The organism is Serratia sp. TMDUHS_CL (genome assembly GCF_037137105.1).
Taxonomy (GTDB): Bacteria; Pseudomonadota; Gammaproteobacteria; order Enterobacterales; family Enterobacteriaceae; genus Serratia; species Serratia nevei.
On the sequence record NZ_JBBBDV010000003.1, the window covers coordinates 153,592 to 178,846 of the forward strand.

Genomic DNA, 25,255 nt, shown 5'->3' on the forward strand with positions numbered 1-25,255 from the left:
TGTGCCAGGTTCAAACAGAAAGGTCATCGATGAGCTGGATTGAACGAATTCTTAACAAAAGCAATATCACACAAACCCGTAAGGCGAGCATTCCTGAAGGGGTCTGGACCAAATGCGACAGCTGCGGCCAGGTTCTCTACCGCGCCGAGCTGGAGCGTAATCTGGAAGTGTGTCCGAAGTGCGACCACCACATGCGTATGGGCGCGCGCGCGCGTCTGCATACCCTGCTGGACGAAGGCAGCGAAGTGGAGCTGGGCAGCGATCTGGAGCCGAAAGACGTTCTGAAATTCAAGGATTCCAAGCGCTATAAAGATCGCCTGGTCGCCGCACAGAAAGCGACCGGTGAGAAAGACGCGCTGGTGGTGATGAAGGGCACGCTGTATGGCATGCCGATCGTCGCAGCCTCCTTCGAATTCGCCTTCATCGGCGGCTCGATGTCTTCCGTGGTCGGCGCGCGCTTCGTGCGTGCGGTTGAGCAGGCGCTGGAGGACAACTGTCCGCTGGTGTGCTTCTCCGCCAGCGGCGGCGCGCGCATGCAGGAAGCGCTGATGTCGCTGATGCAGATGGCGAAAACCAGCGCGGCGTTGGCCAAAATGCAGGAGCGCGGCTTGCCGTACATCTCCGTGCTGACCGACCCGACCATGGGCGGCGTCTCCGCCAGCCTGGCGATGCTGGGCGACATCAACATCGCCGAGCCGAAAGCGCTGATCGGCTTTGCCGGCCCGCGCGTCATCGAGCAGACCGTGCGCGAGAAATTGCCGCCGGGCTTCCAGCGCAGCGAGTTCCTGATCGAAAAAGGCGCGATCGACATGATTGTTCGCCGTCCGGAAATGCGCCAGACGCTGGCGAGCATTCTGTCCAAGCTGACCAACCAGCCGCAGCCGCATTTCGATGAGGCCGCGCCGGTCATTGAGCCGGAGCAGCAGGCCGACGCCTGAGGCAAAGACAGATCCCGCCCGGGTTCAGCCGCCACTTTGTGGCTAAGTGACGGCTGATGCCCGTTCCCTGCCGGCCGCAGCCCTCTCGCTGCGGTTTGCAGGCTGGCGGCAGTCACGAAGCGCATCGCCTTTACCGCGGTGAGGGTGGTGCCCTGATGGATTAATGAACCCAAGTTCAGTGATGGGACTCATGCAAAACCACCAAATTCCTCAAGCCACGTCGCCATTGAGCTCGTGGCTTTATTATCTGGAACGTCTGCACAGCCAGGCGATCGAACTCGGCCTTGAGCGCGTACAGCGCGTCGCGGCGCATCTGGATTTACTGACCCCCGCTCCCACGGTGTTCACCGTTGCCGGCACCAACGGCAAAGGCACCACCTGTCGCACCCTCGAAGCCATTCTGCTGGCCGCCGGCCTGCGCGTCGGCGTCTACAGTTCGCCGCATCTGGTGCGCTATACCGAACGCGTGCGCATTCAGGGGGAAGAGCTGAGCGAAGCGGAGCACAGCCGCTCGTTCGCCGCCATTGAAGCCGGCCGCGGCGAAACGTCGCTGACCTATTTCGAATTCGGCACCCTGTCGGCGCTGCAGCTGTTCAAACAGGCGCGGCTCGACGTGGTGATCCTGGAAGTGGGGCTGGGCGGGCGTCTCGACGCCACCAACATCGTCGATCCGAGCGTGGCGGTGATCACCAGCATCGCGCTCGATCACACCGACTGGCTGGGCAACGATCGCGAAAGCATCGGCCGCGAGAAGGCCGGTATTTTCCGCAGCGGCAAGCCGGCGGTGGTGGGCGAACCCGACATGCCGGACAGCATTCGTCAGGTTGCCGAAACGCTGGGCGCGCCGCTGTATCGCCGCGGCGAAGCCTGGAGCTTCAGCGAGCAGGGCGATCGCTGGCAGTGGCAGGGCGGCGACACGCTGCTGACCGATCTGCCGACGCCGAACGTACCGCTGGCCAACGCCGCTACCGCGCTGGCGGCGCTGAACTGCTCCCCGCTGGAAATCGACGAACGCGCGATCTTCACCGGGCTGCAACAGGCGACGCTGCCGGGGCGTTTCCAGATCGTGCGGCGGGAGCCGACGCTGATCCTCGACGTGGCGCACAACCCGCACGCCGCCGGCTATCTGGCCGGGCGCCTGGCCAAACTGCCGCGCGACGGCGGCAAGGTGCGCGCGGTGGTGGGCATGCTGTCGGACAAAGACATCGCCGGCACGCTGGCCTGCCTCAGTGAGCAGGTGGATGAATGGTACTGCGCGCCGCTCGACGGGCCGCGCGGTGCCAGCGTCGAACAGCTGGCGCAACATCTGACGGAACCGCGCCGCTTTAATGATGTCGAAACTGCCTGGCGGCAGGCTATGCAGGATGCTGATAAACAGGATATTGTGATCGTCTGTGGATCGTTCCACACCGTGGCGCAGGTGATGGCGGCGTTAGACGAGATGCGGGGAGTGTGAGTGGCGAGTAAATTTCAGAACCGACTGGTCGGAACCGTGATTCTGGTGGCGCTGGGGGTAATCATCCTGCCAGGGCTGCTGGACGGCAAAAAGAAGCATTACGAGGATGAATTCGCGGCCATTCCGTTGGTGCCGAAGGCGGGCGATGTCGAAGAGAACGACGTGCTGCCGCCGGTGACGCAGCCGCTGCCGGCACAGCCGCCGGAAGGAGCGGGCGCGCTGGTCGAGCAGCAGGCGACCAACGAAGCGGCGGCGCAACAGGCGGCGCGGCAGACTGCTCAGCAGCCGACGCAGGTGGCACCGCCTCCGGTCGAAACGCGTCCTCAACCGGTGCCGCAGCCCAAGCCGAAACCGGTAGAAACCAAACCGGTAGAAGTGAAGCCGAAACCGGCACCGCAACCGAAGCCGGTAGAAGTGAAGCCGGCGCCGAAGCCGGAACCAAAACCTGAACCGACGCCGAAGCCTGAACCGGCACCGCAGCCGAAACCGGCGGAAGAAAAAGCGCCGGCTGGACAAGCCTATGTCGTGCAGCTCGGGGCGTTGAAAAACGCCGCCAAGGCGAATGAGATTGTCGCCTCGCTGCGCCTCTCGGGCTATCGCGCCTTTACCGTGCCGTCAACGCCGGTGCAGGGGCAGATCACCCGCATCTACGTTGGCCCGGACGCTTCCAAGCAGAAGCTGCAGGCGGCGCTGCCGTCGCTGAACTCGATCAGCGGGCTGAGCGGGCAGGTGAAACCGTACGGCCGTTAAACCCCGCGGGGGCGCAGCACGATGCGCCCCTGAATTAAGGAGTGGTGGAGAGAAAGCGAGAAAAACCGCGCCTTTTACAGGCGAAATCACCTATGTAGGCGCGGCGATTGGGAATTTTTTGATCGCCGCTTTTTATTTGTAACGTGGTAGGAAATCCCCTACGCAAACGTTTTCTTTTTCTGTTAGAATTCGCCGCGAATTGGATGCAGGGGCGATTCATCATTGGAATAGTTCATGGTCTGGATTGATTACGTCATTATAGCGGTGATTGGATTTTCGGCTCTGGTGAGCCTGATCCGAGGGTTTGTTCGCGAAGCATTGTCACTTGTGACATGGGGATGTGCGTTTTTTGTTGCCAGCCATTTCTACTCTTACCTTGCGGTCTATTTCACTCGTTTTGAAGATGAACTGGTGCGAAACGGCATCGCGATCGCGATTTTGTTCATCGCGACCTTGATCGTAGGGGCTATTGTTAACTATGTGATTAGCTCACTGGTAGAGAAAACCGGGTTGTCGGGCACCGACCGCGTGTTGGGCATCTGCTTCGGCGCGCTGCGCGGAGTGTTGATCGTCGCGGCGATCCTGTTCTTCCTGGACACCTTTACCGGCTTCTCACAAAGCGCCGACTGGAAACAGTCGCAGCTCATTCCCCAGTTCAGTTACGTCATCAGGTGGTTCTTTGACTACCTGCAGAGCACGTCGAGTTTCTTGCCGACCCAATTGCCGGGGCGGTAGCGCTGATGAGGAAAAGACAACATGTGCGGTATTGTCGGTATCGCCGGTTTCATGCCGGTAAACCAGTCGATTTATGATGCGCTGACGGTGCTTCAGCACCGTGGCCAGGATGCCGCAGGCATCGTCACCATTGACGCCCACAACGGGTTCCGTTTGCGTAAAGCCAACGGCCTGGTGAAGGATGTGTTTGAGGCGCGCCATATGCAACGCTTGCAGGGCAACATGGGCATTGGCCATGTGCGTTACCCGACGGCCGGCAGCTCGAGCGCCTCTGAGGCCCAGCCTTTCTACGTCAACTCGCCGTTCGGCATTACGCTGGCCCACAACGGCAACCTGACCAACGCCCATGAGCTGCGCCAAAATCTGTTCGAAAGCGGCCGCCGCCATGTCAACACCACCTCCGACTCGGAAATCCTGCTGAACGTGCTGGCCAGCGAGCTGGACCGCTTCCCGCACTACCCGCTGGAGGCCGACAACATCTTTACCGCGGTCGCCGCCATGCATCAGCAACTGCGCGGCGCTTACGCCTGCGTGGCGATGATCATCGGTCATGGCCTGCTGGCGTTCCGCGATCCGAACGGTATTCGTCCGCTGGTGATCGGCAAGCGCACGCTGGAGGATGGCCGCAGCGAGTACATGGTGGCTTCGGAGAGCGTGGCGCTGGATACCCTGGGCTTTGAGTTCCTGCGCGACGTGGCGCCGGGCGAAGCGGTGTACATCACCACCAAGGGCCAGCTGTTCACCCGCCAGTGCGCGGAGAACCCGAAAACCAACCCGTGCCTGTTCGAATACGTTTATTTCGCGCGCCCGGACTCCTTTATGGACAAGATCTCGGTCTACAGCGCCCGCGTGCGCATGGGCCAGAAGCTGGGTGAGAAGATCGCCCGCGAGTGGGAAGATCTGGACATCGACGTGGTGATCCCGATTCCGGAAACCTCCTGCGACATCGCGCTGGAGATCGCGCGCATTCTCGAGAAGCCATACCGCCAGGGCTTTGTGAAGAACCGCTACGTCGGCCGCACCTTCATCATGCCGGGCCAGCAGGCGCGTCGCCAGTCGGTGCGCCGCAAGCTGAACGCCAACCGCGCCGAGTTCCGCGACAAGAACGTGCTGCTGGTGGATGATTCCATCGTGCGCGGCACCACGTCGGAACAGATCGTCGAGATGGCGCGCGAAGCGGGCGCAAAGCGCGTGTATCTGGCTTCCGCCGCGCCGGAAGTGCGCTTCCCGAACGTCTACGGCATCGACATGCCGAGCGCCAACGAACTGATCGCCCACGGGCGTGAAGTGGATGAAATCCGCCAGATCATCGGCGCCGACGGGCTGATTTTCCAGGACCTGGACGATCTGATCGAAGCGGTGCGCGAAGAGAACCCGGACATCACCCAGTTCGAATGTTCGGTGTTCAACGGCATCTACGTGACCAAAGACGTCGACCAAAGCTATCTGGAATACCTGGAGTCGCTGCGCAGCGACGACGCCAAGGCGCTGCGGGTGCAAACCGAAGCGGAAAATCTGGAACTGCACAACGAAGGCTAACCGCCTGCGTTGATCCCTCAGGGTGCATCGCCGCGTCTGCGGCGGTGCACCTTGCTCCTCTGACTTGCTTATCCCTCGCCATTGCGGCAAAGTCTGCCTGATCTTACTTTTTACGGCAGAGGCCATTTTCCATGAAACGACTCATCATCGGCATTTCCGGCGCCAGCGGCGCTGTCTACGGCGTGCGCCTGTTGCAGGTTTTGCGCGACGTCGCAGAGGTGGAAACCCATTTGGTGATGAGCAACGCGGCAAGACAGACGCTGGCGCTGGAAACGCCGTACAGCCTGCGTGAAGTGCAGGCGCTGGCCGATGTGGTGCACGACGCGCGCGACATCGCCGCCGGCATCTCCTCCGGCTCCTTCAAGACCCTGGGCATGGCAATCCTGCCCTGCTCGATCAAAACCCTGTCCGGCATCGTTAACAGCTACAGCGACGGGCTGCTGACCCGTGCCGCCGACGTGGTGCTCAAAGAGCGCCGCCGTTTGGTGCTGTGCGTGCGGGAAACGCCGCTGCATTTGGGGCACCTGCGGTTGATGACCCAGGCGGCGGAGATGGGGGCGGTGATCATGCCGCCGGTGCCGGCGTTTTACCACCAGCCGAAAAACGTGGAAGACATCATCGATCAGACCGTCAATCGGGTGATCGATCAGTTTGATATCGAACTGCCGACCGACCTGTTCACCCGCTGGCAGGGTGCTAATTAACAGTTTTATCCCTAAATTGGTACATTTGTGCAACACCGCACTGAATTGGGGCGGAGTATGCACCATAATGATCCCACTTCATCACGCTCACTGTTTCATGGCGCCGCCTTGTCGCGGCTGCCAGTGGCGCGGCCCCGACCGGCCGATTTAATTTTGCGGTTATCGTCCCAGGAAACAGTATTGTGAAGGCCGGAGCCGTTCCCTCCGCCCGTAGCACCGAATGTGGCACGATTACTGCAAATTGATTTGGTGGGGAAAGTAATGCCCGTAGTGGCATCAAAAAAATCAATTTGAGGGTAATTTATGAAAAAGCGGGTTTTGATTTTGCCGTTAGTTCTGGCTTTGAGCGCCGCCAGCAGCGCCTTTGCCGCCATTCCTTCCACGCTGAAGATTGGCACCGATCCGACATACGCGCCGTTTGAATCCAAAAACGCCAAAGGCGAGCTGGTCGGCTTTGACATCGATTTGGCCAAAGAGCTGTGCAAACGCATCAATACCCAATGCACCTTCGTGGAGAGCGACTTCGACGCGCTGATCCCATCCCTCAAGGCGAAGAAGATTGACGCCATTATCTCTTCGCTGTCCATCACTGAAAAACGCCAGCAGGAAATCGCCTTTACCGACAAGCTGTATGCCGCCAACGCGCGTCTGATCGCGCCGAAGGGCTCCAAGCTGCTGCCGACCGCCGAAGCGCTGAAAGGCAAGAGCGTGGGCGTGCTGCAGGGCACCACCCAGGAAGCCTACGCCAACGCCATGTGGCAGCCGAAAGGGGTGACCGTTGTGCCTTACCAGAACCAGGATCTGGCTTATGCCGACCTGGCCTCCGGCCGTATCGATGCCGCCTTCCAGGATGAAGTGGCGGGCAGCGACGGCTTCCTGAAACAGCCGCCGGGCAAAGACTATGCGTTCGCCGGCGAATCGGTGAAGGATGACAAGTTCTTCGGCGTCGGCACCGGCATGGGGCTGCGCAAGACCGATACCGAGCTGAAAGCGGCGCTGGACAAAGCCTTCGCCGAGATGCGTAAAGACGGCACCTACGACAAATACGCGAAAAAGTACTTCGACTTTGACGTCTACGGCGGGTAATCCGCTTCCCGTTCCATGCTGTGACTGCGGGGCCGGTGCGCCGGCCCCGATGGTTCGGATCCTAGACCACAGGGTGAAGTAGATGCTGCAAGGCTATTCCCAACTGATTTTCGAGGGGGCTCTGGTGACGTTGGAGCTGGCCCTCAGTTCCGTGGTGCTGGCGGTGGTGATCGGTCTGATCGGCGCCGGTGGCAAACTGTCTCATAACCCCTTTATCTCCGGCCTGTTCGGCGCCTATACCACGCTGATCCGCGGCGTGCCCGATCTGGTGCTGATGCTGCTGATCTTTTACGGTTTGCAGATCGCGCTGAACAACATCACCACGCTGCTGGGCTTCGCGCAGATCGATATCGATCCGCTCGGCGCCGGCATCATTACCCTCGGCTTTATCTACGGCGCTTATTTTACCGAGACCTTCCGCGGTGCCTATCTGGCGGTGCCGAAAGGACAGATCGAAGCGGCGACGGCCTACGGCTTCAGCGGCGCGCAGATCTTTCGGCGCATTCTGTTCCCGGCGATGATGCGTTTCGCCTTGCCGGGCATCGGCAACAACTGGCAGGTGATCCTGAAGGCGACGGCGCTGGTGTCGATCCTCGGCCTGAACGACGTGGTGAAAGCCACGCAGCTGGCGGGGAAAGGCACCTATCAGCCGTTCTTCTTCGCCATCGTGGCCGGCGTGGTTTACCTGATCTTCACTACCGTTTCCAACGGCGTGCTGCTGTGGCTTGAACGGCGTTACTCACTGGGCGTCAAGAGGGCCGAGCTATGATTGAGATCCTGCAACAGTATTGGCAGTCGCTGCTGTGGAGCGACGGCTACCGCTTCACCGGCGTGGCGGTAACGCTGTGGCTGCTGATCGCCTCGGTGGTGATGGGCGGGCTGCTGGCGATCCCGATGGCGGTGGCGCGCGTCTCTTCCATCCGCTGGGTGCGTTTCCCAGTGTGGCTCTACACCTATGTGTTTCGCGGTACGCCGCTGTACGTGCAGCTGCTGGTGTTCTACTCCGGCATGTACAGCCTTGAGATCGTGCGCGGCAGCGAGTTTCTCAACGCATTTTTCCGCAGCGGGCTCAACTGCACCATCCTGGCGCTGACGCTCAACACCTGTGCCTATACCACCGAGATCTTCGCCGGGGCCATCCGCTCGGTGCCGCACGGTGAAATCGAGGCCGCCAACGCCTACGGTTTCTCGCGCTTCAAGATGTATCGCTGCATCATTTTGCCTTCGGCGCTGCGCACCGCGCTGCCGGCTTACAGCAACGAAGTGATCCTGATGCTGCACTCCACCGCGCTGGCGTTTACCGCCACCGTGCCGGATCTGCTGAAGATCGCGCGCGACATCAACGCCGCGACCTATCAGCCGTTCTACGCCTTCGGCATCGCGGCGGTGCTGTACCTGATCATCTCCTACGTGTTAATCAGCCTGTTCCGCAAGGCTGAAAGACGCTGGATGGCACACGTTAGTCACTGATAAATGACGGGAAGAAAAACCATGTCTGAGAATAAATTAGCCGTCACGGAACTGCATAAACGCTATGGCGACCACGAAGTGCTGAAGGGTGTCTCGCTGGCGGCCAACGCCGGGGATGTGATCAGCATCATCGGCTCCTCCGGCTCCGGCAAAAGCACCTTTCTGCGCTGCATCAACTTCCTCGAGAAGCCGAGCGAAGGCTCGATCAGCCTGAACAACGAAGACATTCGCATGGTGCGCGACAAAGACGGCCAGCTGAAGGTGTTCGACAAAAAGCAGCTGCAACTGTTGCGCACCCGCCTGACCATGGTGTTCCAGCATTTCAATCTGTGGAGCCACATGACGGTGCTCGAGAACGTGATGGAGGCGCCGGTGCAGGTGCTGGGGCTGAGCAAGGCCGAAGCGCACGAGCGCGCGGTTCGCTATCTGGATAAGGTGGGTATCGATGAGCGGGCGCGCGGCAAATACCCGGTGCACCTGTCGGGCGGCCAGCAGCAGCGCGTTTCTATCGCCCGCGCGTTGGCGATGGAGCCGGAAGTGCTGCTGTTTGACGAGCCGACGTCGGCGCTGGATCCCGAGCTGGTGGGCGAGGTGCTGCGTATCATGCAGAAGCTGGCGGAGGAGGGGAAAACCATGGTGGTGGTGACGCACGAAATGGAGTTTGCGCGCCACGTTTCCAACCACGTGATCTTCCTGCACAAAGGGTTGATTGAAGAGCAGGGGCCGCCGGCCGAGCTGTTCGGCAACCCCAAAAGCCCGCGCCTGCAGCAGTTCCTGTCCGGCGCGTTGAAGTAACTTCAGATCAGCGGGCTTCGGCCCGCTGATTAATCACGTCATCCAGAGCCTGTTCCAGCTCCAGATAGCGGAAGTGGAAGCCGGCCTCCTCCAGCCGCTTCGGTACCGCCCGCTGGCCGCCGAGCACCAGCACCGCCGCTTCCCCCATCAACAAACGCATGACGAACGCCGGCACCCGCAGAAACGCCGGGCGATCGAGCACGTTGGCCAATTGGGCGGCGAACTGTTCGTTATGCACCGGGTAGGGAGCGACCATGTTGAACGGGCCGGTCAGCGTGGCGTGATCCAGCAGATAAATAATGGCGTTGACCATGTCTTCGAGATGGATCCACGGCAGGTATTGGCGACCGTCGCCGATCGGGCCGCCCAGCCCGAAGCGGAACGGCGGCAGCATTTTAGCCAGCGCGCCGCCCTGTGGCGCTAGCACCACGCCGGTGCGCAGCAGGCAGACCCGGGTGGCGTCGCTCTGCGCCTGCAGCGCCAGCGCTTCCCAGCGTTGGCACAGCTGGTGGGTGAATTCGTCGTGCGGCGGCTCCTCTTCGGTGACCACCGCCTGCCCCTGGTCGCCGTAGTAGCCGACGGCGGAACCGGAAATCAGCACGCCGGGCGGCGTGCTGCCGGCCTTGATAAGCTGCGCCAACCGCTCGGTCAGATCCCAGCGGCTATGGCACAGCCGCTGTTTCTGCTGTGCGCTCCAGCGCTTGTCGGCGATAGGTTCGCCGGCCAAATTGATCACCGCATCGAAGTCATCCAGCGACTGCCGGTCGTCCAGCGTTTGCCAATAGCTCGGCTGGTCGCCCAGCCTGGCCCGGGCTCGCCGTTCGTCTCGCGTCAGCACCGTAATGTGGTGAGAAAGCGCCAGCAGCCTGGCCGTCAGGCTGCTGCCTATCAATCCCGTTGCGCCGGTGATCAGGATCCGCATGGTCGACCTCCCTGAGTTAGTCCCGGCGGTAGCTCATGGTCATGGAGACCGAATCGGCGTAGCGCAGGGCCAGAAGTTTATCTATCTCCACTTCAGCATAGGTCACCCAGGCATGTTCTTTTACGATATCGAGCACATCCTGCGTTAATTTTTCCAGCAGCGCGAAACGGTTATCTTCCACATGGCGGATGATCGCTTTGGTGATGGTGCGGTAGTTGAGCGCGTCGGCGATGTCTTCGCTGTTGCGCGCCTTGTCCGCCGGGTAGTGGATCACCACGTTAATCAGGACGTCCTGTCGGTTGTTGATTTCTTCTTCCTTGATACCGATGAACGTGCGCAACCGCAGATTTTTAATGCGAATAACGGCGTCGGGTTGACTGAAAGACATCAGCGATTCTCCATAGGTCTGATTATTGGCGTTCAGAATACACGGAAAGTAGGGAAATGATAACGCAGGGGCGATGTGACTCCCCGGCGGCGGGGAGTCGGGGAGCGGGGGTTAGCCCTGTTCAGCCAGCTTATAGGCGCGCTCGGTCGCCGGGCGGTTGCTGATGCGCTCGAACCAGTTGCGCACCGCCGGGTAATCCGCCAGATCGATGCGCTGGCGCGGATGCGACACCACCCACGGGTAGGTGGCGATATCGGCGATGCTGTAGTTGTCGCCGCCCAGGTACGGGTGCTTTTGCAGTTCGGCTTCCAGCACGCCGTACAGCCGCTTGGTCTCCAGCTGGTAGCGCTCAATGGCGTAAGGCACCGGCTGCGGCGCGTAGTGGTTGAAGTGGTGATTCTGCCCGAGCATCGGCCCGAAACCGGCCACCTGCCAGAACAGCCACTGCAGGGTGGCGGCGCGTTCGCGCAGGCCCTTGCTCAACAGCTTGCCGGTTTTCTCCGCCAGATACAGCAGGATTTCCCCGGACTCGAACAGGCTGATTGGCGCGCCGCCGTCCACCGGTTGCTGATCGACGATCGCCGGGATTTTGTTGTTGGGAGAAATGCTCAGAAAGTCCGGTTTGTACTGCTCGCCGGCGCTGATGTTTACGCGATGGATACGGTAGGGTAAGCCGACCTCTTCCAAAAACAAGGTGATCTTGTGACCATTGGGAGTAGGCGCGTAATACAGGTCAATCATGTTGCCTCCTGCGGTAAGGTGATCTGTAATTCATTACACGTTGCTGCGGTCTTCGCCGCGCACAAAGGTATATCAGAGATCCAACAATAGCAGCTAAGGATAGCAGGCTATGTGGGATTCGTCCGATGCTATCTGCGCGGTTGGATCACAATTCTCCACCGGGGCGGACGGCGGTTTGCCGCACGGCGCCGGCGCGGTAAAATGGCGCTTATTTCCCTCTATAGGACAAGGTTATGAAGCTGATGTTCGCCTCGGATATTCACGGATCGCTGCCGGCCACCGAACGCGTGCTGGAATTGTTCGAACAAAACGGCGCCGACTGGTTGATTCTTCTGGGTGATTTGCTGAATCACGGCCCGCGCAACGCGCTGCCGGCCGGGTATCAGCCCGCTCAGGTTGCCGAACGATTGAATCGCTATAGCGACAAGATCATCGCCGTTCGCGGCAATTGCGACAGCGAGGTCGATCAGATGCTGCTGACGTTTCCCATCGAGGCGCCCTGGCAACAGGTTTTACTGCAAAAAAGACGATTGTTTTTGACCCACGGTCACCTTTATCATCCCTCGGCACTGCCGCCATTATCCCGCGGTGACGTCCTGGCCTACGGCCATACGCATCTGCCGCAGGCGGAGCGGCAGGGTGAGATCTATTGCTTCAATCCGGGCTCGGTCAGCATTCCCAAAGGGGGCTTTCCGGCCAGCTACGGCATGTTGGATCGGGGCACTTTGCGCGTGCTGACGCTCGACGACGGCAAGGTCGTCGCGGAAGTGGCGTTAACACGCTAAACGCACTAATTTATACACACACAATAAAAATCTTTGAAAAACACTCATTGATTAACCAGCGCGCGGGATGCATCGCGCCAAAATAGAAGGTTTTAGAGGATGGCGGAACAGGGTCAGGCTGCAGATACCGAATGGGTTGATATCGTCGACGAGCAAAACGAGGTGATCGCGCAATCCAGTCGTCAACAGATGCGGGCGGAGCGGCTGCGTCATCGTGCTACCTATATTGTGGTGCATGATGGGATGGGAAAAATTCTGGTGCAGCGTCGCACCGAGATCAAGGACTTCTACCCGGGCTGGTTGGACGCAACGGCGGGTGGCGTAGTGCAAAGCGGTGAAAACGTGCTGGATTCGGCGCGCCGCGAGGCGGAAGAAGAGCTGGGCATTGCCGGTGTGCCTTTCGCCGAACACGGTCTGTTCTACTTCGAAGAAGAGCAGTGCCGGGTGTGGGGCGCGCTGTTCAGCTGCGTATCGCACGGCCCGTTCGCGCTGCAGGAAGAAGAAGTGGCCGAGGTGTGCTGGCTGACGCCGGAAGAGATCACCGCGCGCTGCGACGAGTTTACCCCGGATTCGCTGAAGGCGCTGTCGCTGTGGCTGACGCGCAACAACGAACAGGATTACGGTAAGCCGCTCGACAACCACTGAGACGCCAACGCGTGAGAAAGCCGGTCATCGACCGGCTTTTTTTATGGCGCGGATTCAGCAGCTGTCGCGGCGGCACAGCGTGGCGGGCAGGGAGCCTGCCGGCAGCCAGGGCTGCTCGTTCAGGCGCGCCAGCAGCGCCTGGCCGGCCTGAATGCCGATGTCGCGATGCGGAATGGTCATGGTGGTCAGCGGCGGCTGGCAGACCCGGCTGAACTCGCTGTTGCCGAACCCCACCACCGCCAGATTGTCCGGCACCTTGATGCGCCGCCGTTGGCATTCATACAGCGCGCCGCCGGCCAGTTCGTCCGAGGCGCACACCAATGCGTCCAGTTCCGGCCAAGCCAGCAGGAATTCTGGCAGCTGCTGCGCGCCGGTGCTGAAGCTAGCGGGCTGCGCGGCGTTGATCACCCGATGCGGCGACATATGGTTGCGCAGCAGCGCCTTGTGCCAGCCCTGCAGGTGCTGCTGGAAGATCCACTGTTCCTGATTGGCGCACAGCAGCCCGATGTTCTGGTAGCCGCTGGCGATCACCGTTTGCGTCAGCTGATACATGGCCGCCACGTAGTCGATGCCGATGCTCATGTCGATAGGATCGGCGCGCACGGCGCCGATCTCCACCACCGGAATGTTGGCGGCGATCAGCGCGTTGCGGGCATTTTGCGAATGCTCGACGCTGAGCAGCACCGCCGCCGCCAGGTTGTAAGAGAGCAGGGTCTCCAGCAATTTCTCTTCGCGTTCGAGGTGATGCTGCGACTCCGCCAGCATGATGTGATAACCGGCCGGCTGCAGCACTTTCTGCAGGCCGGCGAACATCTCGGCGCAGCCGGATTCGGACAGGCTGGGCACCACCATGGCGATGGTGTAGGACGAGGCCGACGCCAGCGAACTGGCGGCCAGGTTGGGCAGATACCCCAGTTCGCTCACTGCGGCTTCAATCTTCTCGCGCAATTTGTCTGAAACCTGCTCCGGCGTGCGCAGCGCGCGCGACACCGTCATGGTGCCGACGCCCGCCAGCTGCGCTACGTCAGCCAACGTCACCCTGCCCGTGCTGCGTCGTTTTTTACCGATCGACATGCCTAATCCCGACTGAAATGCGCGCGCGGCGCATAAAAATGGTGAGGGTGGGAAGCCGACGGCGCGGCTTCGACGATCCCCGTATGCGGCACATTCTACCCCGTTACCCGAAAGAGCGAGAAAAAATTGTGGTTAACGCCATGCCGCGGCGCGGCGTTTTGATAGCGCTATCACAGATCTGCATGATAGCGCTTTGGTAGCGCTATCTTTGTGATATCCATCACTGTGTGGCCGGGTGGGGTTGATTAAAGTTTTACCGTCGTCGGTGAATTAATCACCGGCCGAAACCATCAACCTTTAGGAGGGTAACGTGCTGAAAGAGTGGCTGACCGCCGATCATATACAGCTGTGCGAACGGGTGGAGGACTGGCGCCAGGCGGTAACGCTGAGTGCGCAGCCGCTGCTGCAAGACGGCGTGATCACGCCGAATTACCTGACGGCCATCTTTCATCAGCAGGAGAAGCTCGGGCCTTACTTTGTCCTGGCGCCGGGCATCGCCATGCCGCACGCCCGGCCCGAAGAGGGCGCCAACGCGTTGGGATTATCGCTGTTGAAGATCCATCAGGGGGTGAACTTTCATTCCGCGGATAACGATCCAGTTCAGGTGGTGGTGATGCTTTCGGCGCCCGACGGCGACAGCCACATCGAATTGATTTCGCAACTGGCGGAATTATTTTCAGACAATCAGGCCATGGAGGCGTTATTTCACGCCAAAGATAAACGGCAAATCGAGGATATTATCGCCCGCTATTAACGCTTAATCACCAGGAACACTATTAATGCTAACAACGCCGGGAATATGACCGGCGGCGCTACCCTACACGCTAAATTCAACAGGTGGATATTATGAAAATCATGGCGATTTGCGGTTCCGGTCTCGGCAGCAGTTTTATGGTGGAAATGAACATTAAAAAGGTGCTGAAAAAGATGGGCGTGGAGGCCGAGGTCGAACACTCCGATCTGTCGTCCGCCACCCCCGGCGCCGCCGACGTGTTCGTGATGGCGAAAGACATCGCCGACAGCGCCAGCGTACCGGCCGAGCAGCTGGTGGTGATCAGCAACATCATCGACATTAATGAGCTGGAAGCCAAGCTGCGCGCTTACTTCGAAGCCCACTCAATCATCTGAATAAAACGATTGGCGAGGTGGATATGTTTATCCAGGAAACGCTTAAGTTTGTGGTGGATATATTAAAGGTGCCTTCGGTGCTGGTCGGGCTTATTGCGCTGATCGGTTTGCTGGCGCAAAAGAAATCGTTTTCCGACGTGGTAAAAGGCACGGTAAAAACCATTCTCGGCTTTATCGTTTTGGGCGGCGGCGCCACGGTATTGGTCGGATCGCTCAATCCGCTGGGCGGCATGTTCGAACACGCGTTCAATATTCAGGGCATCATTCCGAATAACGAAGCCATTGTCTCCATCGCGCTGGAGAAATACGGCGCCTCCACCGCGCTGATCATGGCGTTCGGCATGGTGGCGAATATCGTGGTGGCGCGCTTCACCCGGCTGAAATACATCTTCCTGACCGGCCACCACACCTTCTACATGGCCTGCATGATCGGCATCATCCTGACGGTGGCGGGCTTCGAGGGCGTGCAGCTGGTGTTTACCGGCGCGCTGACCCTGGGGCTGGTGATGGCGTTCTTCCCGGCGATCGCCCAGCGCTATATGCGCCGCATCACCGGCAATGACGATATCGCCTTCGGCCACTTCGGCACCCTGGGCTACGTGCTGTCCGGCTGGATCGGCTCGAAGGTGGGTAAAAACTCGCGCTCGACCGAGGAGATGAACCTGCCGAAAAACCTCAGCTTCCTGCGCGACAGCTCCATTTCGATCTCGATGACCATGATCGTCATCTACCTGATCCTGGCGATCTGCGCCGGGCGGGCCTATGTGGAAAGCGAGCTCAGCGGCGGCCAGAACTACCTGGTGTATTCGATCATTCAGGCCATCACCTTCGCCGCCGGGGTGTTCATCATCCTGCAGGGCGTGCGTTTGATTCTGGCGGAAATTGTGCCGGCGTTCACCGGCTTCTCGGAAAAGCTGGTGCCGAATGCGCGGCCGGCGCTGGATTGCCCGGTGGTCTATCCCTATGCCCCCAACGCGGTGCTGATCGGCTTCCTGTTCAGCTTCCTTGGCGGATTGGCCGGGCTGTTCCTGCTGGGGCAGCTGAAGATGGTATTGATCCTGCCCGGCGTGGTGCCGCACTTCTTCACTGGCGCTACCGCCGGGGTGTTCGGCAACGCCACCGGCGGGCGGCGCGGCGCGATGCTGGGCGCCTTCGCCAACGGGCTGCTGATCACCTTCCTGCCGGTATTGCTGCTGCCGGTGCTGGGGGCGCTGGGCTTTGCCAACACCACCTTCTCCGACGCCGACTTCGGCGCGATCGGCATCCTGCTGGGCAATATGGCGCGCTTTATGTCGAAGGAGATGATCATGCTGGCGATCGTCGCCGTGTTCGCGCTGCTGGTGGCGCATAACTTCCTGGGAAAACGCAAAGGCGCGCCGGCCGCTGACCGCGTCGAGAAATAACGAGGGCAGACTGATGAACTACACAACGAGCGAAACGGAAATTGAAGAGCTGTATACCCTGGCGCGGGCGATCCGCCTGGAAACGCTGAAAGCGCTGACCGGGCTGGGCTTCGGCCACTACGGCGGCTGTATGTCGGTGGTGGAGACGCTGGCGGTGTTGTACGGCAGCGTGATGCGCATCGATCCGGCGGATCCGGACTGGCCGGAGCGCGATGACTTCGTGCTGTCGAAAGGGCACGCCGGCCCGGCGCTGTACAGCACGCTGGCGATCAAGGGCTACTTCCCGCTGGCGGAGCTGAAGACCCTCAACCAGAACGGCACGCGTCTGCCGAGCCACCCGGATCGGCTGCGCACGCGCGGCGTGGACGCCACCACCGGCTCGCTGGGGCAGGGTGTGTCGATCGCCGCCGGCATGGCGTTGTCCCATCGGCTGGCGGGGCGCCGCAATCGGGTGTTCAGCATCCTCGGTGACGGGGAACTGAACGAAGGGCAGTGCTGGGAGGCGTTCCAGTTTATCGCCCACCACAATCTGAACAACCTGACGCTGTTCATCGATTACAACAAGCAACAGCTGGACGGCGCGCTGGACGAGGTGATCCAACCGTTCGATCTGGCCGCCAAGTTCCGCGCCTTCGGCTTTGAGGTGCAGACCATCAAGGGCGACGACATCGCGGCGCTGCTGGCGGCGGTGGCGCCGGCGCGCGGCGGTGAACAGCGGCCGCTGGCGATCGTGCTCGACAGCATCAAAGGGCAGGGCGTGGCCTATCTGGAAAACCTGTCGAACTCTCACCACCTGCGCCTGACGCCGGACGTGCAGCAGGAAATCGAAAAAGCCATCGCCGAACTGGAGGCCGCCCATGTTTAACGTAGTGACGCAGTTGGAAAACGACGCCGTCGAAATGCGCAAAGTCTACGCCGGCGCGGTGCGTCGGCAGATTGAGGCGGGCGCGCCGATCATCGCGCTGGAGGCGGATCTGATGAGCTCGATGGCGATGGACGGCGTGCACAAGGATCATCCGCAGCACGTGATCAACTGCGGCATCATGGAGGCCAACGTGATCGGCGTCGCCGCCGGGCTGTCGCTCACCGGCCGGGTGCCGTTCGTGCATACCTTTACCGCCTTCGCCAGCCGCCGCTGTTTCGATCAGCTGTTCATGTCGCTGGATTATCAGCGCAACAACGTCAAGGTGATCGCCTCCGATGCGGGGGTGAGCGCCTGCCACAACGGCGGTACCCACATGTCGTTCGAGGACATGGGCATCGTACGCGGGTTGGCGCATTCGGTGGTGCTGGAAGTGACCGACGCCACCATGTTCGCCGACATTCTGCGCCAGTTGATGGATCTGCGCGGTTTCTACTGGGTGCGCACCATCCGCAAGCAGGCGACGCGCATCTACCAGGAAGGCTCGCGCTTTACCATCGGCAAGGGCAACCTGCTGCGCGACGGCGAAGACGTCACGCTGATCGCCAACGGCATCATGGTGGCGGAGGCGCTGAAGGCGGCGCAGATGCTGGCGCAGCAGGGCGTCAGCGCGGCGGTGATCGATATGTTCACCCTCAAGCCTATCGACCGTGAACTGATCAAAACCTACGCGGCCAAAACCGGGCGCATCGTCACCTGTGAAAACCACAGCATTCATAACGGGCTGGGATCCGCAGTGGCGGAGGTGCTGGCGGAAGAGTGCCCGACGCCGATGCGGCGCGTGGGGGTGAAGGAGCGTTACGGCCAGGTGGGCACCCAGGCATTTCTACAGCAGGAGTACGGCCTGACCGCCGAGCATATTCTGGAGGCTGCCGGGCAATTGCTGCAAAAACAGTTCTCGAGTCAATAACAACTGCTGTAACGAATGAGGTCTGGTGCTATGTATAAAGCACATACCTTCCTGCCTAGTATCTGAGTTATGACTCACACGTTATCAACTGAGAAGCCCCTTAAGGGGCTTTTTGTTTTTAATGGATAATAGATGGCCAATGCTTGGGTAAAAAGAGATAATAAAAACAATCTAATAAATACAATAAGTTATATTCATGGAGTGAATAATGATAACAACAAGAGGCTCGTTCAGAAGGCTGACGCTAGGCGAGATCACACTATCCCGTTTTCTCTATAAAAATGCCATCGACTACAGTCTTGTTAAAGTGCATAACGCGAGCTATTTCCCGTTTGGTTTGCAGAATGAGGAAACGGCCGTTACGCCTAATGGTGAACTTTATTGGCCTGAAAAACACTTCAGGGAAGATTTTTCCACAGAAACAACGCGCTACCTATGGTGGTTCATGCATGAAATGGCCCACGTATGGCAGTATCAGATGGGGATGAACGTCCGGCTGCGGGGAATAATGAGCTGGGCGGTAACTTATAAATACTCGCTGCCTGATTACTACTCCTTAGCTGATTATGGTATGGAGGCACAAGCCAGCCTTCTTGCAGATTACTTCATCCTTTCTCGTTATGGCAAAGAACGGTGGTTTGAGGTGAAACTGATGCAAGGTATTATAGGTCCTGATTTGAAAAGCCGTTATGAGCATGTTTTGAAAGGATTTCTTAATTCTCCTGCCGACAGGAAAAACCTGAAATGAGAAGAATCTATACCCTCATCATGATGATGTTGCTCAGTGGCTGTATGCTTGAAAAGCAACGTTTTTACGCTGCGGACATTACGCTGCGGGGAAATGATCTCTGTTTCTCTTTACCGCAAGCCTACTCAACACAGAGTGGCAGGGTCAGTCTGGTCAGCATCGCTATTGAACAACGGTTGGATAGTCAAACGCATGAGCTCTGGCGCAGGACCACTCTACCACCGAAGCCCGTTGAGACGATTACGCCCGGCCAATGTATCCCATACTCGTTCAAGGCATTTGAGAGCAATGCGCTATACACCGTGGCAATCAGTACCGTGGATCCTCAGGATGCTGATTCCAAACGTTTCTGGCAGCGCAGTTTCTCACTGAAAATCAGCGACGGCCAGATTTTGCAGGTTATTGCCAGCGCGGAGTAATAAAGCGAGAGAAGGGATGAATGAAATAGCAAGGGCCGGCAATGCCGGCCCTTGTTTCGTTTGGCGATGAATTACGCCTTGGCGGCAGCGTCAGCCTGGGAAGACTGGATCGCCGTCAGCGCAACGGTGTAGACGATATCGTCAACCAGTGCACCGCGCGACAGGTCGTTCACCGGCTTGCGCATGCCTTGCAGCATCGGCCCGATGGAGACCAGGTCAGCGGAACGCTGTACCGCTTTGTAGGTGGTGTTGCCGGTGTTCAGATCCGGGAAGATGAACACGGTCGCCTGGCCGGCTACCGGTGAGTTCGGCGCCTTGGACTTGGCAACGTCGGCCATGATGGCGGCGTCGTACTGCAGCGGGCCGTCGATGATCAGGTCCGGGCGTTTTTCCTGCGCCAGACGGGTCGCTTCGCGCACTTTCTCGACGTCGCTGCCCGCACCGGAGTTGCCGGTGGAGTAGGAGATCATCGCTACGCGAGGCTCGATGCCGAAGGCCGCGGCGGAATCCGCAGACTGGATGGCGATCTCAGACAGCTGCTCGGCGGTCGGATCCGGGTTGATCGCGCAGTCGCCGTAGACCAGTACCTGGTCAGGCAGCAGCATGAAGAACACGGAGGACACCAGCGAGCTGCCCGGCGCGGTTTTGATCAGCTGCAACGGCGGACGGATGGTGTTGGCGGTGGTGTGAACCGCGCCGGAGACCAGACCGTCGACTTCGCCTTGTTCCAGCATCAGGGTGCCGAGCACCACGTTGTCTTCCAGCTGCTCGCGCGCGACCACTTCGGTCATGCCTTTGCTCTTGCGCAGCTCAACCAGACGCGGCACGTAGTTTTCACGTACGGCGACCGGATCGACGATTTCGATGCCTTTGCCCAGCTCAACGCCTTGCGCTGCCGCGACGCGCTGGATCTCGTCCGGGTTGCCGAGCAACACGCATTCCGCGATGCCGCGTTCGGCGCAGATGGCTGCCGCTTTCACGGTGCGCGGCTCGTCGCCTTCCGGCAGCACGATGCGTTTGCCGGCTTTACGCGCCAGCTCGGTCAGCTCGTAACGGAACGCCGGTGGAGACAGACGGCGTGAACGTTCGGAGGTGGCGGTCAGCGAGTCGATCCACTCGGTGTTGATGTGGCTGGCCACGTAGTTCTGCACTTTCTCGATGCGCTGGTGGTCGTCCGCCGGCACTTCGAGGTTGAAGCTCTGCAGGCTCAGCGAGGTCTGCCAGGTGTTGGTGTCGACCATGAACACCGGCAGGCCGGTCTGGAAGGCGCGTTCGCACAGCTTCTTGATCGGCTCGTCGATGGCGTAGCCGCCGGTCAGCAGGATGGCGCCGATTTCCACGCCGTTCATCGCCGCCAGGCAGGCGGAGACCAGCACGTCAGGACGGTCTGCGGAGGTCACCAGCAGAGAGCCCGGGCGGAAGTGTTCCAGCATGTGCGGGATGCTGCGCGCACAGAAGGTCACGGACTTCACGCGGCGAGTCATGATGTCGCCTTCGTTGACCACGCGGGCCTTCAGGTGGCGAGCCATGTCGATGGCGCGGGTGGCGATCAGATCGAAGCTCCACGGCACGCAGCCCAGAACCGGCAGCGGGCTGTTGGCGAACAGCTGCGCAGGATCGACGTGGGCGATGCTGGCTTTGGTGGAGTCGTCGAAGATTTCGGATAGGTCAGGACGGGTGCGGCCCTGATCGTCGACCGGTGCGTTCAGCTTGTTGATGATTACGCCGGTGATGTTTTTGTTCTTGCTGCCGCCGAAGCTGGTGCGCGCCAGTTCGATGCGCTCTTTCAGCTGCGCCGGGGAGTCGTTGCCCAGCGCCAGCACGAAGACGATCTCGGCGTTCAGGGTTTTGGCGATCTCGTAGTTCAGCGCGTTGGCGAACTGATGCTTGCGGGTCGGCACCAGGCCTTCGATCAGCACCACTTCCGCGTCTTTGGTGTTCTCGTGGTAGCGCGCCACGATCTCTTCCATCAGCACGTCTTGCTGGTTGGAGCTCAGCAGGCCCTCAACGTAGTCCATGCGCAGCGGTTCGGCCGCCGTAATGGTGGAGTTGCTGCTGCGGATGATGGTGGTGGTCTGGTCGAGCGCGTTGTCGCCGGTGCGCGGTTGAGCGATAGGCTTGAACACGCTCAGACGAACGCCTTTTTGCTCCATGGAGCGGATGACACCCAGGCTGACGCTGGTCAGGCCGACGCTGGTGCCGGTGGGGATCAACATAATAGTACGTGACACAGAATAGTCCTCTTCACGATTAACATGAGGCTAAAACAACACCGTCAGCCTGGGCTGACGGTGTTTTGAGAGCATTACGCGGTCAGGCGGGATGCGTCCTGCGCGATGACCAACTCTTCGTTGGTCGGGATCACCAGCGCCAGGCGGCTGCCGTCTTTGGTGATGGCGCCGGATTTGCCGAAGCGAGCGGCCATGTTGCGGTCGTGGTCGATTTCGAAGCCCAGCAGGCCCAGTTTGTTCAGGGTCAGCTCACGCACCATGCCGGCGTTCTCGCCGATGCCGCCGGTGAAGATCACCGCGTCCAGACGGCCTTCCATCAGGGCGCTGTATGCGCCGATGTATTTGGCCAGACGGTGGCAGAACACGTCCATGGCGCGTTTGGCGTCGGCTTTGCTGTCGTAGTTGTCTTCAACGTAACGGCAGTCGCTGGTGACTTCGGTCAGGCCCAGCAGGCCGGATTCTTTGGTCAGCATCTTGTTGATCTGGTCAACGCTCATGCCCAGAGAATCGTGCAGGTGGAAGATGATAGCCGGATCGATGTCACCGCTGCGGGTGCCCATCACCAGGCCTTCCAGCGGGGTCAGACCCATGGAGGTGTCAACGCACTGGCCGTTGCGCACTGCGGTAACGGAACCGCCGTTGCCCAGGTGGCAAGTGATCACGTTCACTTCTTCTACCGGCTTGTTCAGCATCTTCGCGGCTTCCTGAGTCACGTAGAAGTGGCTGGTGCCGTGTGCGCCGTAGCGGCGAACGCCGTGGTCGCGGTACAGGCTGTACGGCAGGGCGTACAGGTAAGATTCTTCCGGCATGGTCTGGTGGAACGCGGTGTCGAACACGGCAACGTTCTTGTCGGCCAGGTTAGGGAAGGATTTCAGCGCTTCCGCGATGCCGATCAGGTGAGCCGGGTTGTGCAGTGGTGCAAACGGCACGGAATCTTTGATACCCTGCAGAACTTCGTCGTTGATCACGGCGGAAGCGGTAAACTTCTCGCCGCCGTGCACGATGCGGTGGCCGATAGCGGTCAGCTGCGCAGAAAGCTCTGGTTTTTGTGCCAGAATAGTATTAACAATGAAGTTCAGCGCTTCGCTGTGTGCAGCGCCGGCCCCCAGGGCAGCTTCGTGTTTGGCGCCGTCCATTTTCCACTTGATGCGAGCTTCAGGCAGGTGGAAACACTCGGCCAAACCGGAGAGGAATTCGTCGCCGTTAACGGCATCGATGATGGCGAATTTCAGAGAAGAACTGCCGCAGTTAAGAACCAGTACTAGCTTACTCGACATGGAAGTACCTACTTAAATAGTCGTGTTGTTAAAAGAAAATCGAAAACACGTGGTGAATTAATCGTCAATCAGACAACAAGCGTAGCGCATAGTGCCGATGACATTTATGATTAACATCATGTGAAGTGCACAAATCACAGGATGATGGAAAAACCGATGATTTCTCTGCGGTTTAAATAATCTTGATTTTTATAGGGCTAAAAGTTGACAAAATTTGCGTCATCTTCTACCGGCCACAAGGCCGGCTTAGGATACCGATAGCCCGGTGCAAACACAAAATAAATTTAAAGCTTCAAATTTTTTAGTATGGTCTCTGGCAGCACGCTTTTAGTTTCTTTACGTGACGTTGAGGTACGCAATGACGAGCAAACCGTCCGGTTCCGTAAGCTGGTTTCAGGTCTTCCAGCGCGGGCAGCATTATATGAAAACCTGGCCGTCGGACAAACGTCTGGCACCGGTCTTTCCGGAGAACCGCGTTGCGCGTGCCACCCGTTTCGCTATCCGTTTCATGCCGCCGTTGGCGATTTTCACGCTGACCTGGCAGATCGCGCTTGGCGGTCAGCTCGGCCCGGCGATCGCTACCGCGCTGTTCGCCTGCAGCCTGCCGATGCAGGGACTGTGGTGGCTGGGGCGCCGTTCGGTCACGCCGCTGCCGCCGACGCTGCTGCAATGGTTCCATGAGGTGCGCAACAAGCTGACGGAAGCCGGGCAGGCGGTCGCGCCGCTCGAAGGCACGCCGACCTATCAGACGTTGGCCGATCTGCTCAAACGTGCTTTTAAGCAGCTGGACAAAACCTTCCTCGACGATCTGTAACTGAGAAAAGGCCGCGTTGATGCGGCCTTTTTCGTCAAAGCGCCAATAACCCCGGTTTAAATCAAAGAACGGTCGAGTTGTGATTTCCTGCGTTCTTGCGCTGTGCGATGCTCCCGCCATCACACAGAAATGAGGAAATCCTGATGGAAATGACCAACGCCCAGCGGCTGATCCTGTCGAACCAGTACAAGATGATGACCCTGCTCGACCCGGACAACGGCGACCGTTATCGCCGGCTGCAAACCATCGTCGAACGCGGCTTCGGGTTGCAAATGCGCGAACTGGATCGCGACTTCGGCGAACTGAGCGAAGAGGTGTGCCGCACCATCATCAACGTGATGGAGATGCACCATGCGCTGCAGGTTTCCTGGGGCAACCTGAAAGAGAAGCAGGATCTGGACGAGCGCCGCCTGGCGTTTCTCGGCTTCGACGCCGCCACCGAAGCGCGCTACCTGAGCTACGTGCGTTTCCTGGTCAGCACCGAGGGGCGTTATACTCACTTCGATTCCGGCAGCCACGGTTTCAACGCCCAGACCAAAATGTGGGAAAAATACCAGCGTATGCTGGCGATCTGGCTGGCCTGTCCGCGCCAGTATCACCTGAGCGCCGTTGAGATAGCGCAAATCATCAATGCTTGATTAAGAAGAGGTTTTCTGTGGAGTGTAAGGGTTTTCTGTTCGATCTTGATGGCACCCTGGTGGATTCATTGCCGGCGGTAGAGCGCGCCTGGACGCACTGGGCCGAGCGCCGCGGTGTCAACCCGCAAGCGGTGCTGGATTTCATTCACGGTAAACAGGCCATTACTTCTCTGCGCCACTTTATGCCGGGCGAAAGCGAAGCGGAAATTCAGCGCGAGTTCCAGCTGCTGGAGCAGGCCGAAGCGCAGGATACCGACGGCGTTCGCGCGCTGCCGGGCGCGATTGCGCTGCTGGAGCGCCTGAACGCGCTCGGTATCCCTTGGGCGATCGTCACCTCCGGTTCGGTGCCGGTGGCCGGCGCTCGCCGCCAGGCTGGCGGTTTGCCATTGCCGGAGGTGTTCATCACCGCCGAGCAGGTTAAACACGGTAAGCCACAGCCCGACGCCTATCTGCTGGGCGCCGAGCGCCTGGGGCTTGCGCCGCACGAGTGCGTGGTGGTTGAAGACGCGCCGGCCGGCATTCTCTCCGGCCTGGCGGCGGGCTGCCAGGTGATTGCGGTCAACGCGCCGGCGGATGCGCCGAAGCTGGAGCAGGTCGACCTGCGGCTGGATTCGCTGGCGCAGATCGCCGTCGATAAAACGGCGCAGGGCGCGATCGTTCGCCGGCTGGCCTGAGCGGCATTATCTTCACCCTAATTGATTAGACCCCGCTTCGGCGGGGTTTTTTTATGCTATTTT

At 59.7% G+C, this 25,255-nt stretch carries 28 protein-coding genes; 22 read left to right on the forward strand and 6 right to left on the reverse strand.

Annotation, left to right across the window (positions count from 1 at the left end; translation table 11 throughout):
- The first annotated feature begins 29 nt into the window (after positions 1 to 29).
- From accD to hisP, 10 genes are all read left to right on the forward strand, one after another.
- Positions 30 to 938, forward strand: a complete 909-nt coding sequence (gene accD / locus WCL58_RS07845; protein ID WP_004936126.1) for an acetyl-CoA carboxylase, carboxyltransferase subunit beta — start codon at positions 30 to 32, stop codon at positions 936 to 938.
- Between the two features lie 190 nt (positions 939 to 1,128).
- Positions 1,129 to 2,394 carry a bifunctional tetrahydrofolate synthase/dihydrofolate synthase gene (gene folC / locus WCL58_RS07850; protein ID WP_047730185.1) on the forward strand — a complete coding sequence of 422 codons (1,266 nt, stop codon included), beginning with the start codon at positions 1,129 to 1,131 and terminating at the stop codon, positions 2,392 to 2,394.
- Complete coding sequence (dedD, locus tag WCL58_RS07855; protein WP_336850832.1) at positions 2,395 to 3,144, forward strand: cell division protein DedD; 750 nt, start codon at positions 2,395 to 2,397, stop codon at positions 3,142 to 3,144.
- A gap of 234 nt (positions 3,145 to 3,378) precedes the next feature.
- Positions 3,379 to 3,879 (forward strand): colicin V production protein, encoded by a 501-nt coding sequence (gene cvpA, locus WCL58_RS07860; protein WP_004936119.1) that lies wholly within the window; start codon positions 3,379 to 3,381, stop codon positions 3,877 to 3,879.
- Positions 3,880 to 3,900: 21 nt separating this feature from the next.
- Entirely contained in the window at positions 3,901 to 5,418 is a 1,518-nt protein-coding gene (gene purF / locus WCL58_RS07865) for an amidophosphoribosyltransferase (protein ID WP_049200165.1), read from the forward strand.
- A 131-nt stretch (positions 5,419 to 5,549) separates the two neighbouring features.
- Positions 5,550 to 6,122, forward strand: coding sequence for a UbiX family flavin prenyltransferase (locus WCL58_RS07870; RefSeq protein WP_336850834.1), 573 nt, complete (start codon positions 5,550 to 5,552; stop codon positions 6,120 to 6,122).
- Between the two features lie 303 nt (positions 6,123 to 6,425).
- Positions 6,426 to 7,208 carry a histidine ABC transporter substrate-binding protein HisJ gene (gene hisJ, locus WCL58_RS07875; RefSeq protein ID WP_019453740.1) on the forward strand — a complete coding sequence of 261 codons (783 nt, stop codon included), beginning with the start codon at positions 6,426 to 6,428 and terminating at the stop codon, positions 7,206 to 7,208.
- An 82-nt stretch (positions 7,209 to 7,290) separates the two neighbouring features.
- Positions 7,291 to 7,977 carry a histidine ABC transporter permease HisQ gene (locus WCL58_RS07880; protein ID WP_049200166.1) on the forward strand — a complete coding sequence of 229 codons (687 nt, stop codon included), beginning with the start codon at positions 7,291 to 7,293 and terminating at the stop codon, positions 7,975 to 7,977.
- On the forward strand, positions 7,974 to 8,678 hold the full coding sequence (locus WCL58_RS07885; RefSeq protein WP_038876436.1) for an ABC transporter permease: 705 nt from the start codon (positions 7,974 to 7,976) through the stop codon (positions 8,676 to 8,678). The genes WCL58_RS07880 and WCL58_RS07885 overlap by 4 nt, the downstream gene beginning before the upstream one ends.
- A 21-nt stretch (positions 8,679 to 8,699) precedes the next feature.
- On the forward strand, positions 8,700 to 9,473 hold the full coding sequence (gene hisP / locus WCL58_RS07890) for a histidine ABC transporter ATP-binding protein HisP (RefSeq protein ID WP_038876434.1): 774 nt from the start codon (positions 8,700 to 8,702) through the stop codon (positions 9,471 to 9,473).
- Between the two features lie 7 nt (positions 9,474 to 9,480).
- Here the strand turns inward: hisP and WCL58_RS07895 are convergent, their stop codons facing one another.
- From WCL58_RS07895 to yfcG, 3 genes are all read right to left on the reverse strand, one after another.
- Positions 9,481 to 10,395, reverse strand: a complete 915-nt coding sequence (locus WCL58_RS07895; RefSeq protein ID WP_087763410.1) for a TIGR01777 family oxidoreductase — start codon at positions 10,393 to 10,395, stop codon at positions 9,481 to 9,483.
- Positions 10,396 to 10,411: 16 nt separating this feature from the next.
- Positions 10,412 to 10,783 carry a dihydroneopterin triphosphate 2'-epimerase gene (gene folX / locus WCL58_RS07900; RefSeq protein ID WP_025303682.1) on the reverse strand — a complete coding sequence of 124 codons (372 nt, stop codon included), beginning with the start codon at positions 10,781 to 10,783 and terminating at the stop codon, positions 10,412 to 10,414.
- A 111-nt stretch (positions 10,784 to 10,894) separates the two neighbouring features.
- Positions 10,895 to 11,524 (reverse strand): GSH-dependent disulfide bond oxidoreductase, encoded by a 630-nt coding sequence (gene yfcG, locus WCL58_RS07905; RefSeq protein WP_055317045.1) that lies wholly within the window; start codon positions 11,522 to 11,524, stop codon positions 10,895 to 10,897.
- A 233-nt stretch (positions 11,525 to 11,757) separates the two neighbouring features.
- Here yfcG and yfcE point away from each other — a divergent pair, with 233 nt between their 5' ends.
- The gene (gene yfcE, locus WCL58_RS07910; RefSeq protein WP_038876428.1) at positions 11,758 to 12,309 is read left to right on the forward strand and encodes a phosphodiesterase; all 552 of its coding nucleotides are present in this window, start codon (positions 11,758 to 11,760) and stop codon (positions 12,307 to 12,309) included.
- A 99-nt stretch (positions 12,310 to 12,408) separates the two neighbouring features.
- Positions 12,409 to 12,954, forward strand: a complete 546-nt coding sequence (gene yfcD, locus WCL58_RS07915; protein ID WP_004936086.1) for an NUDIX hydrolase YfcD — start codon at positions 12,409 to 12,411, stop codon at positions 12,952 to 12,954.
- Between the two features lie 54 nt (positions 12,955 to 13,008).
- On the opposite strand, the gene WCL58_RS07920 is transcribed toward yfcD, so the two are convergent.
- A complete protein-coding gene (locus WCL58_RS07920; protein WP_038876425.1) occupies positions 13,009 to 14,028 on the reverse strand; it encodes a LacI family DNA-binding transcriptional regulator in 1,020 nt (339 codons plus the stop codon).
- A 310-nt stretch (positions 14,029 to 14,338) separates the two neighbouring features.
- On the opposite strand from WCL58_RS07920, the gene WCL58_RS07925 reads away from it, so the two are divergent.
- From WCL58_RS07925 to WCL58_RS07955, 7 genes are all read left to right on the forward strand, one after another.
- On the forward strand, positions 14,339 to 14,782 hold the full coding sequence (locus WCL58_RS07925; RefSeq protein ID WP_038876423.1) for a PTS sugar transporter subunit IIA: 444 nt from the start codon (positions 14,339 to 14,341) through the stop codon (positions 14,780 to 14,782).
- Positions 14,783 to 14,874: 92 nt separating this feature from the next.
- Entirely contained in the window at positions 14,875 to 15,156 is a 282-nt protein-coding gene (locus WCL58_RS07930; protein ID WP_025303676.1) for a PTS sugar transporter subunit IIB, read from the forward strand.
- Positions 15,157 to 15,179: 23 nt separating this feature from the next.
- Positions 15,180 to 16,559, forward strand: a complete 1,380-nt coding sequence (locus WCL58_RS07935) for a PTS ascorbate transporter subunit IIC (RefSeq protein ID WP_004936074.1) — start codon at positions 15,180 to 15,182, stop codon at positions 16,557 to 16,559.
- Positions 16,560 to 16,572: 13 nt separating this feature from the next.
- Complete coding sequence (locus WCL58_RS07940; protein WP_084827352.1) at positions 16,573 to 17,424, forward strand: transketolase; 852 nt, start codon at positions 16,573 to 16,575, stop codon at positions 17,422 to 17,424.
- Positions 17,417 to 18,391 carry a transketolase family protein gene (locus tag WCL58_RS07945; protein ID WP_336850835.1) on the forward strand — a complete coding sequence of 325 codons (975 nt, stop codon included), beginning with the start codon at positions 17,417 to 17,419 and terminating at the stop codon, positions 18,389 to 18,391. Before WCL58_RS07940 ends, WCL58_RS07945 begins: the two co-directional genes overlap by 8 nt.
- A gap of 208 nt (positions 18,392 to 18,599) precedes the next feature.
- Complete coding sequence (locus WCL58_RS07950) at positions 18,600 to 19,139, forward strand: hypothetical protein (protein ID WP_084827354.1); 540 nt, start codon at positions 18,600 to 18,602, stop codon at positions 19,137 to 19,139.
- On the forward strand, positions 19,136 to 19,558 hold the full coding sequence (locus tag WCL58_RS07955) for a putative T6SS immunity periplasmic lipoprotein (protein ID WP_084827355.1): 423 nt from the start codon (positions 19,136 to 19,138) through the stop codon (positions 19,556 to 19,558). The genes WCL58_RS07950 and WCL58_RS07955 overlap by 4 nt, the downstream gene beginning before the upstream one ends.
- Before the next feature lie 71 nt (positions 19,559 to 19,629).
- On the opposite strand, the gene pta is transcribed toward WCL58_RS07955, so the two are convergent.
- Both pta and ackA read right to left on the reverse strand, forming a co-directional pair.
- Positions 19,630 to 21,789, reverse strand: a complete 2,160-nt coding sequence (gene pta / locus WCL58_RS07960) for a phosphate acetyltransferase (protein WP_049203683.1) — start codon at positions 21,787 to 21,789, stop codon at positions 19,630 to 19,632.
- 74 nt (positions 21,790 to 21,863) lie between these two features.
- Positions 21,864 to 23,066, reverse strand: a complete 1,203-nt coding sequence (gene ackA, locus WCL58_RS07965) for an acetate kinase (RefSeq protein ID WP_055312511.1) — start codon at positions 23,064 to 23,066, stop codon at positions 21,864 to 21,866.
- A 358-nt stretch (positions 23,067 to 23,424) separates the two neighbouring features.
- On the opposite strand from ackA, the gene yfbV reads away from it, so the two are divergent.
- From yfbV to WCL58_RS07980, 3 genes are all read left to right on the forward strand, one after another.
- Complete coding sequence (gene yfbV / locus WCL58_RS07970) at positions 23,425 to 23,880, forward strand: terminus macrodomain insulation protein YfbV (RefSeq protein WP_004936061.1); 456 nt, start codon at positions 23,425 to 23,427, stop codon at positions 23,878 to 23,880.
- Between the two features lie 143 nt (positions 23,881 to 24,023).
- Positions 24,024 to 24,518 carry a YfbU family protein gene (locus tag WCL58_RS07975; protein WP_016926898.1) on the forward strand — a complete coding sequence of 165 codons (495 nt, stop codon included), beginning with the start codon at positions 24,024 to 24,026 and terminating at the stop codon, positions 24,516 to 24,518.
- A 17-nt stretch (positions 24,519 to 24,535) separates the two neighbouring features.
- Entirely contained in the window at positions 24,536 to 25,192 is a 657-nt protein-coding gene (locus WCL58_RS07980) for a sugar phosphatase (RefSeq protein ID WP_336850837.1), read from the forward strand.
- Positions 25,193 to 25,255 lie beyond the last annotated feature (63 nt).